The organism is Rhodococcus sp. p52 (assembly GCF_000763325.2).
Lineage (GTDB): Bacteria > Actinomycetota > Actinomycetes > Mycobacteriales > Mycobacteriaceae > Rhodococcus > Rhodococcus pyridinivorans.
In genome coordinates, this window is the sequence record NZ_CP016819.1 from 1,956,744 (window position 1) to 1,970,614 (window position 13,871).

General features: G+C 67.4%; 18 protein-coding genes. 4 read left to right on the forward strand and 14 right to left on the reverse strand.

Features of this window, described 5'->3' with window-relative positions; all coding sequences use genetic code 11:
• The 5 genes from IM25_RS09065 to IM25_RS09085 are packed head-to-tail and all read right to left on the reverse strand — an operon-like array spanning window position 1 to window position 3,819.
• On the reverse strand, window positions 1–1,233 hold the full coding sequence (locus IM25_RS09065) for an acyl-CoA dehydrogenase family protein (protein ID WP_033096888.1): 1,233 nt from the start codon (window positions 1,231–1,233) through the stop codon (window positions 1–3).
• A gap of 39 nt (window positions 1,234–1,272) precedes the next feature.
• Window positions 1,273–2,457, reverse strand: coding sequence for a lipid-transfer protein (locus IM25_RS09070; protein ID WP_033096887.1), 1,185 nt, complete (start codon window positions 2,455–2,457; stop codon window positions 1,273–1,275).
• Window positions 2,454–2,864, reverse strand: coding sequence for a MaoC/PaaZ C-terminal domain-containing protein (locus IM25_RS09075; RefSeq protein WP_033096886.1), 411 nt, complete (start codon window positions 2,862–2,864; stop codon window positions 2,454–2,456). The genes IM25_RS09070 and IM25_RS09075 overlap by 4 nt, the downstream gene beginning before the upstream one ends.
• Window positions 2,861–3,268: a Zn-ribbon domain-containing OB-fold protein gene (locus IM25_RS09080; RefSeq protein WP_024102932.1), complete on the reverse strand. Its 408-nt coding sequence runs from the start codon at window positions 3,266–3,268 to the stop codon at window positions 2,861–2,863. Before IM25_RS09080 ends, IM25_RS09075 begins: the two co-directional genes overlap by 4 nt.
• Window positions 3,265–3,819 carry an FAS1-like dehydratase domain-containing protein gene (locus IM25_RS09085; protein WP_024102933.1) on the reverse strand — a complete coding sequence of 185 codons (555 nt, stop codon included), beginning with the start codon at window positions 3,817–3,819 and terminating at the stop codon, window positions 3,265–3,267. The genes IM25_RS09080 and IM25_RS09085 overlap by 4 nt, the downstream gene beginning before the upstream one ends.
• A gap of 194 nt (window positions 3,820–4,013) precedes the next feature.
• Between IM25_RS09085 and IM25_RS09090 the strand changes: the two genes are divergently transcribed.
• A complete protein-coding gene (locus IM25_RS09090) occupies window positions 4,014–4,790 on the forward strand; it encodes an SDR family oxidoreductase (protein ID WP_065995977.1) in 777 nt (258 codons plus the stop codon).
• Entirely contained in the window at window positions 4,787–5,701 is a 915-nt protein-coding gene (locus IM25_RS09095) for an SDR family oxidoreductase (protein WP_024102934.1), read from the forward strand. The genes IM25_RS09090 and IM25_RS09095 overlap by 4 nt, the downstream gene beginning before the upstream one ends.
• Window positions 5,702–5,759: 58 nt before the next feature.
• Here the strand turns inward: IM25_RS09095 and IM25_RS09100 are convergent, their stop codons facing one another.
• The 3 genes from IM25_RS09100 to IM25_RS09110 form a co-directional block, all read right to left on the reverse strand.
• Entirely contained in the window at window positions 5,760–6,419 is a 660-nt protein-coding gene (locus IM25_RS09100; protein ID WP_006551922.1) for a GNAT family N-acetyltransferase, read from the reverse strand.
• Between the two features lie 90 nt (window positions 6,420–6,509).
• Window positions 6,510–6,983, reverse strand: coding sequence for a nitroreductase family deazaflavin-dependent oxidoreductase (locus IM25_RS09105; RefSeq protein WP_006551921.1), 474 nt, complete (start codon window positions 6,981–6,983; stop codon window positions 6,510–6,512).
• A 1-nt stretch (window position 6,984) separates the two neighbouring features.
• On the reverse strand, window positions 6,985–8,148 hold the full coding sequence (locus tag IM25_RS09110; protein ID WP_033096885.1) for a steroid 3-ketoacyl-CoA thiolase: 1,164 nt from the start codon (window positions 8,146–8,148) through the stop codon (window positions 6,985–6,987).
• Window positions 8,149–8,328: 180 nt separating this feature from the next.
• On the opposite strand from IM25_RS09110, the gene IM25_RS09115 reads away from it, so the two are divergent.
• A complete protein-coding gene (locus IM25_RS09115; protein WP_033096884.1) occupies window positions 8,329–9,582 on the forward strand; it encodes a cytochrome P450 in 1,254 nt (417 codons plus the stop codon).
• A 64-nt stretch (window positions 9,583–9,646) separates the two neighbouring features.
• On the opposite strand, the gene IM25_RS09120 is transcribed toward IM25_RS09115, so the two are convergent.
• Window positions 9,647–10,201 carry a helix-turn-helix domain-containing protein gene (locus tag IM25_RS09120; protein WP_033096883.1) on the reverse strand — a complete coding sequence of 185 codons (555 nt, stop codon included), beginning with the start codon at window positions 10,199–10,201 and terminating at the stop codon, window positions 9,647–9,649.
• Window positions 10,202–10,267: 66 nt separating this feature from the next.
• On the opposite strand from IM25_RS09120, the gene IM25_RS09125 reads away from it, so the two are divergent.
• Entirely contained in the window at window positions 10,268–10,621 is a 354-nt protein-coding gene (locus IM25_RS09125) for a hypothetical protein (RefSeq protein ID WP_033096882.1), read from the forward strand.
• Between the two features lie 9 nt (window positions 10,622–10,630).
• Here the strand turns inward: IM25_RS09125 and IM25_RS09130 are convergent, their stop codons facing one another.
• The 5 genes from IM25_RS09130 to IM25_RS09150 form a co-directional block, all read right to left on the reverse strand.
• A complete protein-coding gene (locus tag IM25_RS09130; protein WP_033096881.1) occupies window positions 10,631–11,314 on the reverse strand; it encodes a YqeB family protein in 684 nt (227 codons plus the stop codon).
• Window positions 11,311–11,913, reverse strand: coding sequence for a TetR/AcrR family transcriptional regulator (locus IM25_RS09135; protein WP_033096880.1), 603 nt, complete (start codon window positions 11,911–11,913; stop codon window positions 11,311–11,313). Before IM25_RS09135 ends, IM25_RS09130 begins: the two co-directional genes overlap by 4 nt.
• 77 nt (window positions 11,914–11,990) lie before the next feature.
• Window positions 11,991–12,563 (reverse strand): nucleotidyltransferase family protein, encoded by a 573-nt coding sequence (locus tag IM25_RS09140; RefSeq protein ID WP_033096879.1) that lies wholly within the window; start codon window positions 12,561–12,563, stop codon window positions 11,991–11,993.
• Between the two features lie 10 nt (window positions 12,564–12,573).
• A complete protein-coding gene (locus IM25_RS09145) occupies window positions 12,574–12,987 on the reverse strand; it encodes a nuclear transport factor 2 family protein (RefSeq protein WP_033096878.1) in 414 nt (137 codons plus the stop codon).
• A complete protein-coding gene (locus IM25_RS09150) occupies window positions 12,984–13,865 on the reverse strand; it encodes a TIGR03619 family F420-dependent LLM class oxidoreductase (RefSeq protein WP_033096877.1) in 882 nt (293 codons plus the stop codon). Before IM25_RS09150 ends, IM25_RS09145 begins: the two co-directional genes overlap by 4 nt.
• Window positions 13,866–13,871: the final 6 nt, after the last annotated feature.

Below are 13,871 nucleotides of genomic sequence, written 5' to 3' on the forward strand. Positions count from 1 at the left end.
TCAGCTCCTCGTCTCGGCCGGCGTCTTCACCGCAGCCTGTGCCGTCGCGTCGGGGCGCCTACGGGCGCCCAGGGTCATTCCGAGGGTCTTCGCCGCCACGATCTCGCGCATCACCTCGTTGCTGCCACCACCGAAGGTGTTGTTCTGCGCGCGTCGACCGAGCGCTTCGACGCGGCCTTCGATCACGGCGCCGTGGCTACCGGGACGCAGCAGACCGCGGGCGCCGAGCACCTCCTGCAACATTCCGTAGGCCGCGACGACACCCTCGGTTCCGAACACCTTCGCTGCGGCGGAGTCGCCACCGTCGAGGGTGTTGGCCGCGATGTCCGACACCAGGCGCAGGTTCACGAGGTCGGCTGCCGACAGCAGCGCGTAGACCTCGGCGAGAGTCGAACGCACCCACGGGACGTCGAACAGCACACCGGGGCCGAAGGGCTCCTGCTTCGCCCAGGCGAGGACCTCGTCGTACATCTCGTTGGCGATGCCACCGCGGGCGGCCAGCGCGACACGCTCGTGGTTGAGCTGGCTCGTGATGAGGGTCCAGCCGCCGTTGAGCTCGCCGACGACGTTGCTCAGCGGAACGCGGATGTTCTCGTAGTACGTGACCGCTGTGCTGATTCCGCCGACGGTCTGGATCTCGGTGGCGGAGAAGCCCGGCGACGAGGTCGGCACGAGCACGACCGAGATCCCCTTGTGGCGAGGCGCGTCCGGATCGGTGCGCACGGCGAGCCAGATCCAGTCGGCGAAGATGGCCGAACTCGTGAACAGCTTGTTGCCGTCGATGACGAGTTCGTCACCGTAGATGCGTGCCCGCGTCTGAAGTGCAGCGAGGTCGGTGCCGGCACCGGGCTCGGTGTACCCGATTGCGAACTTCAGTTCACCCGTGAGGATCTTGGGAAGGAAGAAGTCCTTCTGCTCCTGCGTGCCGTACTTCATCAGTGCGGGGGCGACGGTGTTGAGCGTGACCAGCGAGACCGGCGCGCCGGCGCGGATCGTCTCGTCGTAGAAGACGTACAGCGCCTCGGGATCCTCCCCGCGTCCGCCGTACTCCTCGGGCCACCCCAGACCGAGCCAGCCGTCGGCGCCCATCTGCCGGTAGATCTTGTCGAAGACCGGTCCACCCTCGGTCTGATCGACCAGGGCGCGTCGATCGTCGTCGTCGATGATGCGGGCGAAATACTCCCGCAGTTCGGTGCGCAGCCGCCGTGACTTGTCGGACAGCTCGGGATGCATGTGGTCTCCTGAGAGGTGGTCGGGGCCCGGGTTGCGGGCCTAACGGTCGGCCGAGAGGACGATCGCGCTGTGCGGCACCGGCGATCCGCCCGTGACGAGCACGTTGTCGAGTGTCTTCGCCGGCTGGTTCACGGAGGTGCCGCGGATGAGCCGGACGCCTTCGGCGATGCCGTTGACGCCGTGGATGTAGCCTTCGCCGAGCTGACCGCCGTGGGTGTTGATCGGCAGTCGCCCGTCCACCTCGAGGTTGCCGTCGGCGATGAAGTCCTTCGCCTCACCGTGACCGCAGAAGCCGTACTCCTCGAGCTGGAGCAGGACCATCGGGGTGAAGGCGTCGTACAGGATCGCGGCGTCGATACCTTCGGGACCGAAGCCGGCCTGTGCCCACATCTGCCGGGCGACGAGTTCGACCTCGGGCATCGCGTCGATGTCCTCGCGGTAGTAGCTGCTCATCGAGATCTGCTGAGGACCGACACCCTGCGCTGCAGCGGTGATGATCGCCGGCGGGTGCGGAAGATCCCGTGCGCGTCCGGCACTCACGATGACCAGTGCCTGTCCGCCGTCGCTCTCCTGGCAGCAGTCCAGCAGACGCAGCGGGTCGGCGAGCATCCGCGAGTTCTGGTGGTCGTCGAGAGTGATGGGCCGCTCGTAGAACCAGGCCTTGGGGTTGTTCGCCGCGTGCTTGCGCGAGAGCACCGAGATCTGCCCGAAGTCCGCGCTGGTCGCCCCGTACTTGTGCATGTAGGTGCGGGCCAGGAAGGCCTCCTGCTGAGCGGGAGTGAGCAGGCCGTACGGGTTGATCCAGTTCCGGTATTCCTGGTCGGTGTTCGAGTTGTATGCGAAGGGCGGCGGCCCGGCGCCGAAACGGTGACCCGAGCGCTCGTTGAAGGCGCGGTAGACGACCACGACGTCGGCGACACCGCTCGAGACGGCCAGTGCGGCTTGCTGCACGGGTGCGCAGGCGCCGCCACCGCCGTGCGGGATCCGGCTGAAGAACTTCAATTCCGGGATGCCGAGCGCGCGGGCGACGGCGATCTCGGGGTTGGTCTCCATGGTGAACAGCGCGAAGCCGTCGACCTCTTCGACGCCGATCTGCGCGTCATCGAGAGCGGCGAGGACCGACTCGCACGCGAGTTGCCATTCGCTGCGGCCGGAGTTCTTGGAGAACTCGGTGGCTCCGATACCGGCGATGGCGGCGGCTCCGGAGAAGCCCTTGACGGTCATCGGCTCTTCCTCTCGTACGGCTCCACCACGACCTCCGCGGTGACGTGGACGCCTCTGCTGTTGCGGCCCTGCACCTTCAGGGTGACGGCTGCGCCGTCGACGGCGGTCACCTCACCGTTCATGTGCATGGGGTCGCCGGGGAAGCAGGGCACGCCCAGGCGCAGCGACGCGCGGCGCACCCGCGCCGACGGTCCGGTCCAGTCGGTGACGTACCGGTCGACGAAACCGTTGGTGGCATTGATACTCATGAAGACGTCCGGTGTGCCGCGTCCGAGTGCGGCGTCCGGGTCGTGGTGCACATCCTCGAAATCCTGCGACGCGATCGCGGTAGCCACGATGGTGGTGCGATCCATAGGCAGGGCGAGTTGGGGAAGTTCCTGTCCGACAGTGCATTCGGCGAGGTTCATGCGTCTCCTCCGGGCTTGCGCAGCTGAGGCAGGATCTCGCCGTGTGCGTGCTCGGCGAATCCCACCTCGAGTTCCATGCCGATCTCGAGGGTGTCGTGGTCGACGCCCGCGATGTCGGCGACGATGCGGATCCCCTCGTCGAGGTCGATCAGTCCGACGGCGAGCGGGTACTCGAAGGCCGGATCCTGCGGGTGGTGAATGACCGTCCAGCTGTGAAGCGTTCCGCGCCGTGAGGATTCGACGGTCTTCCATTCGAACGAGCGGCACGCGGGGCATGCCGGGCCCGGAGGATGGCGCAGAGTGCCGCACTCGCTGCACTGCTGGATCTCGAGTCGGCCCTCACGGACGGCGTCGAACCAGAACTGGTTGTCCTGGGTGATGGTGAGCCGGGGGACGGCGGTCATCGCGTCTCCTTGTCGGTGTTCGGGTTGAACCGGAGCATCCGGAAGCGTTCCTCGGCGACGACTTCGCCGTTCTGGTCCTCGTAGCGCTTGTACAGCGTGAAGAATCGGCCGTCGCCGAGACCCGTTCGCTTGACCTCGGATACGGACTCGATCGTGTAGTGGGCGGTGATGTGGTCGCCCGGGACGAGTTCGCGGTGGTAGTCCTGCTCGACGTTCGTCGCGACGACGGAGGTGAAACCCTCCCGATCGAGGTCGGCAAGCATCCGGGAGTATGCGAAGTCCTCCACGACGCCCTCGGCGCGCTTGCGCTGCACGTCACGCCAGCGGCGGTAGCCGGCCATGATCCAGGTGGAGATCATGGCGGGCGGGCACACGACGGAGTCGCGTCCGGTCTCGCGCGCGGCCTCGGCGTCGACGTAGATCGGGTTGAAGTCGTCGTGGGCCTCGACCCAGTTGCGGATCATGGCGTCGTTGACGGCGTATCGGGCCACGCGGGGTGGTTCGGCCACCTGCCCGACGTACTTCTCGTAATCCTGCTCGACGGTCTGCATGGCCCAGTCACTCCTCTTCGACGCGCGCGTTCGTCGTCACGCTAAGTGGGGCCGACAAGCGAGTTCCCGTGATTCCCACTGAGCAGGAGCAGTGGCGGGGGGAGGGGGAGCCGGTACCGAACCAAGCGATTGCTTGGTAAGTTGTCGACGTGAGACCCGCGCATCCCGCGGGATGAATGACGTGGAGGCAGCGAATGGATCTGGGACTCGACGGCGCGGTCGTGCTCGTCACCGGGGGAATACGGGGAGTCGGTGCAGGCATCACCAGGGTGTTCCTGCGTGCCGGTGCGACCGTCGTGACGTGCGCTCGCAACGAGCCCGAACAGCCTCTCGAGGTGGACGGGCGGACCGCGGAGTTCCTGACGTGCGACGTCCGCGATGCCGATCAGGTGGCCGCGCTGATCGAGACCATCGTCGACCGCCACGGGCGGCTCGACGCCGTGGTGAACAATGCCGGCGGGGCACCGTACGCGCTGGCAGCCGATGCCAGCCCGAAGTTCCACGCCAAGATCGTGGAACTGAACCTGCTGTCCCCGCTGCTGGTCGCGCAGGCCGCCAACGCGGTGATGCAGAAGCAGGACACCGGCGGCTCGATCGTCAACATCTCGAGCGTGAGCGGATCCCGCCCCTCGCCGGGCACCGCGGCATATGGTGCGGCCAAGGCAGGCGTCGACAGCCTCGCACAGTCGCTCGCCGTCGAGTGGGCCCCGAAGGTACGGGTGAACTCGGTGGTGGTCGGCCTGGTCGAAACCGAACAGTCGCACCTGTTCTACGGAGACAAGGCCGGCGTCGCCGCAGTCGGCGAGACCGTTCCGCTGGGACGGCTGGCCCAGCCCGAAGATATCGGCCACTGCGCCGCATTCCTGGCCTCTCCGCTGTCGGCCTACGTCAGCGGATCGACATTGACCGTCCACGGCGGCGGTGAACGCCCTGCCTACATGGCAGCGGCCGAAACGAAGGAGACGAAGTGAGTGGACTGATGGACGGGCGCGTCGTCATCGTGACCGGCGCCGGACGCGGCCTCGGTCGCGCGCATGCCCTGGCATTCGCCGCGGAGGGTGCGAAGGTCGTCGTCAACGACATCGGTGTCGGCAGTGACGGAACCGCCACGGGGGAGAGCCCCGGTGAGCTGGTCGTCGAGGAGATCCGTGCGGCCGGGGGAGAGGCCGCCGTCAACGGCGACGACGTCGCCGACTGGGCCGGCGCCGAGAACCTCGTCAGGACCGCCCTCGACAACTTCGGCCGGCTCGACGTGCTCGTCAACAACGCCGGATTCCTGCGCGACCGCATGCTCGCCAACATGAGCGAAGAGGAGTGGGACGCGGTCATCCGCGTGCACCTCAAGGGGCACTTCGCGCCGATGCGTCACGCCATGACCTACTGGCGCGCCGAGGCCAAGGCCGGCAACCCCGTCGACGCCCGCATCATCAACACCAGCTCGGGTGCCGGCCTGATGGGCAGCATCGGCCAGGGCAACTACGCCGCCGCCAAGGCCGGTATCGCGACGCTCACGATCCAGGCCGCAGCCGAATTCGGCCGCTACGGGGTAACCGTCAACGCGATCGCACCCTCGGCGCGCACCCGCATGACCGTCGGGGCCGGTGGCGCGATGGCCGAGATGATGGCCGCACCCGAAGAGGGTTTCGACGCCATGGCGCCGGAGAACGTCTCGCCGCTGGTCGTGTGGCTCGGCAGTGCCGAAGCGAAGGACGTGACCGGTCGCGTGTTCGAGGCCGAGGGCGGCAAGGTGTCGCTGGCCGACGGGTGGCGCCACGGTGAGGCGATCGACAAGGGCGACCGTTGGGATCCGAAGGAACTCGGTCCCGTCGTCGAGAAGCTGATCGCAGCGTCGCAGCCGCCGACGCCGGTCTACGGAGCGTGATGTCCCCGCGCGTTTCCGGTGGTCATCACCGGAACCGCGCACGGACGGCGTCGCCGCTCTAGGCGGGCGTGCGGACGATGAGGGTGGAGCCGGGGAAGTAGGCAGCGAGTTCGGAACGTGCCTGCTTGAGCGTGGCGGTGCCGTAACCCTGCTTGCGGAACTCGGGATGCACCCAGATCCGCACCTCGACCTCGTTGCCGGTCAGCTCGCCGAACGCGAACCCGATGGCCTTCGGCTCGTCGCCCGAAAGATCTTCGGCCACAAGCCACATGCCGGACTCGTCGTCCATCAGCTCGCTGCCGCGCTGCCGCTCGGATTCGACCTGTTCGTCGCTGTCGTCACCCAGCTGGTCGGCGCAGCGCTGCTTGAACAGCGCCGTGTCGGCCGCGCTGTGGGAAATGGGCCGCAACCGGAAATGCGCGCCGGTCGCGTACGGACGCGCCGCCGTCGTCCACTGCAGCACCGCATCGAGATCGTCGAGTTCTTCACGGATCTTCTTCCGCTCCGCCTGGGTCAGACGGCGGAACGGAAGGTTCAGCACGGCCTCCGCGCAGAACTCGTCGGTGTCGAGCAGCGAGGCGAGCTTCGCGACCGCGTCGCCCCGATCCTTGCTCTCGACGATCACGTCGAGCACCTCGTGGCGTCGTTCGAGCGCCCGGAGCAGCGCGGCCGCGATTTCCCGCCGGTCGAGCACCTTGTCGTGATCGGTGGTTTCCATCGTGCGACATCCCTTCGTCGAGAACCTGGACGTACGAGACTCAGTATTCCCGCACGGGCCCGTCCCGGCGAGCCGTGCCGGGAGGGACGCTCACTCGCACACGACGACGGGAATCACACGGTCGGTCCACGACTGGTAGTTGTCGAAGTCCGGGTACATCGCCGTCAGACGTGGCCAGTAGGCCGCTCGTTCCTCGTCGCTCGCGACCCGCGCCCGCATGGTCCGGATGCGCGACTTGATCTGCACCGTGGTCTCCGGGTTCGCCTGGATGTTGCGGAACCACAAGGGGTGCTTGGGCAGTCCTCCCTGGGAGGCGACGAGGACCACCTTGTCGCCGTCCTCGAGGAACAGCAGCGGGACCGTTCGCGGTTGCCCGGTCTTCCGCCCGATCGTGGTCACCAGGCACACCGGGATGCCCCACGGGAAGGCGCTTCCCACGCGCCACTTCCCGCCGATGCGACCGCCGGTCGCCCGGTACGCCGCGACGTTGAACCGCGACATCCACTTGATGATCGAGATCGTGGCCTTCGAGTCGAGGCCCTTCGGCGCCGCTTCGGTGCCCATGTCAGATGCGCTCGATGATGGTGCCCGTCGCCAGCGCTCCACCGGCGCACATCGAGATCAGAGCGGTCGACGCGTCACGCCGCTCGAGCTCGTGCAGCGCGGTGGTGATGAGGCGGGAGCCGGTGGATCCGACGGGGTGGCCGAGCGCGATCGCGCCACCGTTGACGTTGACCTTGTCCATGTCGGGTCCGTGCACCTGGGCCCAGGACAGCAGCACCGACGCGAACGCCTCGTTGACCTCGAACAGGTCGAGATCGCCGACGCTCATGCCCGCCTTCTCGAGAACCTTCGCGGTGGCCTGGACCGGGCCGTCGAGGTGGAACTCGGGTTCGGCGCCGACGAGAGCCTGCGCGACGATCCGCGCCCGCGGCTTCAGTCCGAGTGCCTTCGCGCGGTCGGAATCCATGAGCAGCACGGCCGCGGCTCCGTCGGAGATCTGCGACGAGGTGCCGGCGGTGTGGATGCCACCCTCGAGCACGGGCTTCAGCTTCGCCAGCGACTCGGCCGACGTCTCGCGCAGACCCTGGTCGCGGGTGACGGTCGCCTTCTCGCCGGTGCGGTTGCCCTCCTTGTCGACGACGGGTGCGACGACCGGCAGCACCTCGCGGTCGAACCGGCCCTCGTCCCAGGCCTGCTTCGCGAGCTGCTGTGAGCGCACGCCGAGTGCGTCGACGTCCTCGCGGGTGATGCCGCGGCGCCGCGCGATGCGTTCGGCGGCCTCGAACTGGTTGGGCATGTCGATGCTCCAGGACTCCGGCCGGCGCGGGCCCGCCTGGTCGCCGACGTTGGCGCCGAGGGGCACCTGGGTCATCGCCTCGATGCCGCAGGCGATGCCCACGTCGATGGCGCCGGTGGCGATGAGGCCTGCGATGAGGTGATTGGCCTGCTGCGCCGATCCGCACTGGGCGTCGATGGTGGTCGCGCCGACCTGCCAGGGCAGCCCCGCGTTGAGCCATGCGGTGCGGGTGATGTTGTTGGACTGGGCGCCCGCCTGGGTGACGCAGCCACCGATGACCTGTTCGACGAGCTCGGCGTCGATGCCGGCGCGTTCGACGAGTCCGGCCTGGACGGCGCCCAGGATCTCGGCAGCGTGCAGGCCCGCGAGCCATCCACCCCGCTTGCCGATCGGGGTCCGTGCGGCCTCGACGATGACTGGTGTGCCCACTTCGGGCTCCTTTCTCCTACGTTCTTCGCAAAATAGAACAGGTTTCTCCGAGAGGCAACAGAACTCGATTATCCACGGGACGTGCAGATCTCTTGGTCGCGCGGCGCGCCTGTGTTTGAATGGTTCTAGAACGTGTTACAAATCACGCGAGCGGTACTCGCCAGGGCAGGAGAGATATCAGTGGCGCAGCCGAACATCCCCGAAGACATCGACTTCACCGACCCCGATCTGTACGCAGACCGTATGCCGTTCGAAGAGTTCGCGGAACTGCGTAAGACGGCACCGGTGTGGTGGAACAAGAAGTCTCCCGACGTCGGTGGTTTCCACGACGAGGGTTTCTGGGTTGTCTCCCGGCACGAGGAGGTCCGAGAGGTCTCCCGCCGGAGCGACGTGTTCTCCAACTGGGAGAACACTGCGATTCCGCGGTTCAACGACGACATTCCTCGTGAGGCCGTCGAGCTGCAACGTCACGTCCTGCTCAACAAGGACGCCCCCGAGCACACCAAGCTGCGCAAACTCGTCGCCCGAGGCTTCACGCCCCGTGCGATCAACGGCCTGCGCGACGAGCTCGACCGTCGCTCCAAGATGATCGTCCAGGAGGCCTGCCAGGCCGGTCGGGGCGACTTCGTCACGCAGATCGCCGCGGAACTGCCGCTGCAGGCCATCGCCGACCTCATCGGTGTGCCGCAGGAGGATCGCGCCAAGCTCTTCGAGTGGTCCAACCAGATGACGGGCTACGACGATCCGGACAACACCGCCGATCCGGCGGCAGCGTCCATGGAAGTCCTCGGGTACGCCTACCAGATGGCCGCGGCCCGCAAGGAGAACCCGGCCGACGACATCGTCACCACCCTCATCGAGGCCGACATCGACGGTGACGAACTCGCTCCCGAGGAGTTCGGCTTCTTCTTCATCGTGCTCGCGGTGGCCGGCAACGAGACCACCCGCAACGCGATCACCCACGGCATGGCGGCGTTCCTCGACAATCCGGAGCAGTGGGAGATCTTCAAGCGCGACCGGCCGAAGACCGCCGCCGACGAGATCATCCGCTGGGCCACCCCGGTCACGTCGTTCCAGCGCACCGCCCTCGAGGACACCGAACTCGGCGGGCAGACGATCAAGAAGGGCGATCGCGTCGTCATGCTGTACGCGTCGGCCAACAACGACGAAGAAGTGTTCGACAACCCCCGCGAGTTCGACATCCTTCGTGATCCCAACCCGCACCTGGCATTCGGTGGAACGGGCGCGCACTACTGCCTGGGCGCGAACCTCGCACGTATGGAGATCGACCTGATCTTCAACGCGATCGCCGATCACATCCCGGACATCACGAAGATCGGCGACCCGCACCGTCTGCGGTCGGGCTGGCTCAACGGCATCAAGGAATTCCAGGTCGACTACAAGACCTCGGGAGGATGCCCGGTCCAGCACTGAGCGACCACAGCGCAGATCCCCGGACGCCGTCAGGCGTCCGGGGATCTCGTTGTCTCTGTGCCGATCACTCCTCGGGTGAGGGGTCTCCCGGATCGCGGGCCGGCATGATGACGCGGCTGATCAGCCGCCGTCGCCTGCCGGGGCCCGGGCCGAGTTCGGCATAGCGCGCGAACAACTGTGCCATCTCACCCACGAGATCCAGGGCCTCCGCGTCGGTGAGCTCGAGCGCGACCTGCCGATAGCCCACGACGTCGTCGGCCATGCCTCGCCGGTTCGGGTCGTCGAGATACGCGTCGAAGTCGTCGAGCAACTGCGCGGCGAAGACGAGGAAGGCGCGCCGGTGGTCGTCGGCGCTCATCTCCTCGGCCTGGGCGCCGGTGACCTGGGCGCGTTCGGTGACGAGCCGGAACGTGCGCTCGACGGTGCCGCGCACGCGACGTTCGGAGACGACCTCGAGTACCCCGGCGTCGACGAGGGTCGAGATCTGGCGGTAGAGCGTCGCGGTGGAGACGTCGTCGAGCAGTGTGCGCAGCCGAGCGGTGGTCGCGGTGCGGTCGCCGAGCAGTGCCTGGACGATGCGTAGCCGGACCGGATGCAGCAGCAGTTCTGCGGTGGTCATGCTCCCCCTTCCGTTCCAACCTTCTCACAGTTGACATTGATTTCAACAATGAGAATAATCGCTGTCATGACAACAATACGTATCGACAACGGAACCCTGCGAGTGCGGCTCACCACCTTCGAGAAGATCGCGGGCCTCCTCGGCAACGTCGACGTGCCCCTCGCGTCGATCCGGAAGGTGGAAGTGCATCAGGACGGACTCGCCGCCGTGCGGGGCATCCGTGCTCCGGGGCTCGGTCTGCCGGGCGTGCGCAACATCGGCTCGTGGCGCGGGCCCGGCCGCAACGACCTCGTCTCGGTCCGGCGCGGGCAGCCGGCGCTGCGCATCGAACTGGAAGGGCACAAGCGCACCGCGCTCGTGCTGGGTGTCGACGACGCAGAGCAGTGGGCGCAGAAGCTGCGCACTGCGGCCCACTGCTGAGAGGTGGATCTACGCCAGGCGCCGGTACTCCTGGTGACGCCCCCGGTCGCGTACGACGACGCCGAGTTCCTGTAGTTGTTCGTGCAGTGCGGTGGCAAGATGTGTGTTCTTGCCGGACAACGCTTCCCGCCGCTCTCGCAGCAGGGCGTGGGTCTGCTCGTCCAGGCCGGGGCGTCCCTCGATCCACCGGGTGAACGATTCTTCGTGGGTGTTCTTCTCGCTCCACGGATAACCGTGCGCCGTGAATGCATCGGCGACGGCACGGTCGTTCAGGTCGTCGGCCTTGCGCCGCGCGAGTTCTCGCTCCGCGGAGTCGAGCAGGACCAGATCGCGGCCTTCGCGGAACACCGACCCGACCTTCGCGCGCGGCACGTACAGATCGCGCTCGTCCTGGGTCAGCAGCACTCCTTCGGAATCCACGGTCAGCGCCAGGGACTCGTGGATCGCCGTCGAGGCGAGGAAGAGTCCTGCGCCGATGCCGACGACGGTGAGGAGCGGGATCGTCCACGCCGTGGTGAGTCCGGCCAGGAGTTCGAGCGGGCCGGGAACCGCCGGAAGGGTGTCGACCGCCCACGTCGACACGGCCGGCGCGACGAAGCCGAGTCCGAGACCGGCGAGAGCGCACAGGATCCCCAGCGCCCCCGGAACGACGGGGGAGACGGTTACGCGAGTGGCATCGTCGTGCATCCTCATGATCGTGGTCCTTTCGTGTGTCCGGTGAGATAGCGCTGCACGATCGTCCGGATCGTCCCGACCGGATCGACGGCCGCGGGATTGTCCGCGTACAGGAACGCCGAGTCCTTGATCGCGCTGATCCAGGTCGCGGCGGCGACCGGATCGAGGGACGGGTCGATCCGGTCGCCCGCTCTGCGCAGGAGATGGGTGAGCCCCTCGATCACGATGCCGTCGTCCTCGTCGAGGATCTCGGCGAGGACGGGGTCGTGGCCGACCTGGCGGATCACCTCGACCACGAGTCCTCCGGCTGCGGGATCGGTGGCCTGCCCGACGAGTTCGGCGACCATGTCGAGAAGGGCTTCCAGGGGGTCGTCGGCGTCGCAATGACGCTCCACGAGGGCCCGGGTCTCGGGTAGGCCCTGCTCGAAGATCGCGCGGAACACTCCGCGCTTGTCTCCGAAGTAGTGGAAGACCGTGCCGGAACTGACTCCTGCAGCCTTCGCGATCGCCGTCACCGGTGTGGCATCGAAGCCGTGCTCGGCGAAGAGGGCCGCAGCGGAGTCGATGATCGCGGTGCGGCGGCGGGCTCGGAGTTCGGGGTCGACGGTGCGTGCCATGACCCCAGTGTATTAATTGATCGAGTAGTCAGTCAATTAATTCGGGAGCCGGGCGGGCTCGGTGTCGCGAGCCGGCCTCAGCGCAGGCGCCGCAGATCCTCGGGCGTATCCACGTCGCCGGCCTCGGCGAGATCGCTGCAGTCCACCCGGCGTACCCGATCGCGGTTGCGGGCGAGGAACGACCGCGCACCTTCGTCGCCGGTGGCCTCGTCGGCGGCCGTGAGAGCGTCGGCGAGGTCGAACACCACCGGGTGGCCGGGACGCTCCTCGAAGACGGGGAGCGTGACCGTGCCCGGTCGGTGCTCGTCCAGGACGTGGCGCACCAGATCGGCCGTGATGCCGGGAAAGTCGACGACGGTGAGTGCGACCCGGTCGTGGGTGCGCGCGGCGTCGACCCCGCGGCGCAGGGAGGTCGACATGCCGTCGGACCAGTCGGGGTTGTGCACCGCCGTGGCACCGGCCGGGCAGGCGGTGGCGACCTCGTTGCCGAACGCACCGACCACCACCATGACCTCGTCGCAGCCACCACCGAGCAACGCATCGACGACGGTATGCAGCAGGGGACGGCCGCGGTGGGGGAGCAACGCCTTCGCGCGCCCCCCCAACCGCGAGCCGTCCCCTGCTGCGAGAACGATTCCGGCGGTCGACATACCGCCGATGCTACGAGACGGGCCGTACGGTCTTCATCGCGCGATCCACTTCCCAGAACGCACGCAGCGACACGATCTTCCCGTAGTCGTCGACCCGGTAGACGAACACGCCCTCCGCGTCGATGAGATTGCCCGCCATCGTGGTGCGGATCGTGCCGATGTTGACGCACTCACTGCCGCACACCAGCACGTCGTCGACGAGGAACTCGAGCTTGTCGGTGTTCGCGATGGTCATGTCGTAGAACTTCGCGATCGCCTCGTGGCCGTGGTGTCCCTTGCCCTCGGGATCGAAACCGGACGGGCCGACGGGATCCTCGACGCACGCATCCTCGGCGAACAGTGCGAGCCACTCGTCCTTGCGCTTCCCGCTCGCCGCCGCCTGCGACGCACGGGCCGCCACGCGCGCCGGATGTTCCTCGCTCATGCCGCGTCCTTTCCGTGGATGTACTTGTCGGCGAACTTCCGCAGCGATTCCTGCTTCGCCTCGAGCGGCGAGTCGAATCCGTGCCCGTCGAAGATCCACGGCACCACGATGATGTCGGTGACCCCGGCGTCGGCGAGTTCGGCATAACCGGAGCTGCCGAACCGGTCGACGCACACGGCCTGGATCTCGAACGGCTCGTCGCCGCGGCCGTACTCGGCACGCAACTCGCGCAGGCGCGTGATGACCTCGACGAGATCGTCGAACCCGATCATCGCCGACGTCCACCCGTCTCCGATCCGGGCCGCGCGACGCAGTGCCACATCGGTGTGCCCACCGACGTAGAACGGCACCGGCTCGCTGGGTGCGGGGCTCATCTGGAGCCGGTCGAAATCGTAGAACTCGCCGTGATGCTCGACCATACCGCCGCCGAGGATCAGCTTGAGCACGTCGATCATCTCGTCCACGCGCTTGCCGCGCTTGGCGTAGGGAACACCGCACCACTCGAATTCCTCCGGCGCCCATCCGATCCCGACACCGAGGCCGAACCGGTTGCCGGTGAGATTGGCGACCGAACCGACCTGCCGTGCCAGCAGCACCGGATTGCGCGAACCGAGTTTGAGCACCTGCGTGTAGAACCGGATCGTCGATGTGGCGGCCGCCATCGACGCCGCGGCGATGAGCGGATCGACCCACGGGGTGTCGGGTGTCCACATCCGCGAACCGTCGGGAGTGTACGGATAGTCGACCGTCTGCTTCTCCATGTAGAACAGGGAGTCGGGCAGGGCGATCGAGGTGTATCCGCACTCCTCGGCGGTCTGCGCGATGCCGGTGAGCTGGTCGAGCGGGGTCATCGCGACCCCGACGGTGAACGAGACCATGCCCGC

Excerpts from the sequence above, each read along its gene's own strand:
- IM25_RS09140 (WP_033096879.1), bottom strand. The coding sequence starts at position 12,563 with ATGTCGACCGCCGGAATCGTTCTCGCAGCAGGGGACGGCTCGCGGTTG.
- IM25_RS09150 (WP_033096877.1), bottom strand. The coding sequence starts at position 13,865 with ATGGTCTCGTTCACCGTCGGGGTCGCGATGACCCCGCTCGACCAGCTC.
- IM25_RS09120 (WP_033096883.1), bottom strand. The coding sequence starts at position 10,201 with ATGACCACCGCAGAACTGCTGCTGCATCCGGTCCGGCTACGCATCGTC.
- IM25_RS09075 (WP_033096886.1), bottom strand. The coding sequence starts at position 2,864 with ATGAACCTCGCCGAATGCACTGTCGGACAGGAACTTCCCCAACTCGCC.
- IM25_RS09105 (WP_006551921.1), bottom strand. The coding sequence starts at position 6,983 with ATGGGCACCGAAGCGGCGCCGAAGGGCCTCGACTCGAAGGCCACGATC.
- IM25_RS09125 (WP_033096882.1), top strand. The coding sequence starts at position 10,268 with ATGACAACAATACGTATCGACAACGGAACCCTGCGAGTGCGGCTCACC.
- IM25_RS09085 (WP_024102933.1), bottom strand. The coding sequence starts at position 3,819 with ATGCAGACCGTCGAGCAGGATTACGAGAAGTACGTCGGGCAGGTGGCC.
- IM25_RS09145 (WP_033096878.1), bottom strand. The coding sequence starts at position 12,987 with ATGAGCGAGGAACATCCGGCGCGCGTGGCGGCCCGTGCGTCGCAGGCG.
- IM25_RS09100 (WP_006551922.1), bottom strand. The coding sequence starts at position 6,419 with ATGGAAACCACCGATCACGACAAGGTGCTCGACCGGCGGGAAATCGCG.
- IM25_RS09135 (WP_033096880.1), bottom strand. The coding sequence starts at position 11,913 with ATGGCACGCACCGTCGACCCCGAACTCCGAGCCCGCCGCCGCACCGCG.
- IM25_RS09065 (WP_033096888.1), bottom strand. The coding sequence starts at position 1,233 with ATGCATCCCGAGCTGTCCGACAAGTCACGGCGGCTGCGCACCGAACTG.
- IM25_RS09080 (WP_024102932.1), bottom strand. The coding sequence starts at position 3,268 with ATGACCGCCGTCCCCCGGCTCACCATCACCCAGGACAACCAGTTCTGG.
- IM25_RS09070 (WP_033096887.1), bottom strand. The coding sequence starts at position 2,457 with ATGACCGTCAAGGGCTTCTCCGGAGCCGCCGCCATCGCCGGTATCGGA.
- IM25_RS09090 (WP_065995977.1), top strand. The coding sequence starts at position 4,014 with ATGGATCTGGGACTCGACGGCGCGGTCGTGCTCGTCACCGGGGGAATA.
- IM25_RS09130 (WP_033096881.1), bottom strand. The coding sequence starts at position 11,314 with ATGAGGATGCACGACGATGCCACTCGCGTAACCGTCTCCCCCGTCGTT.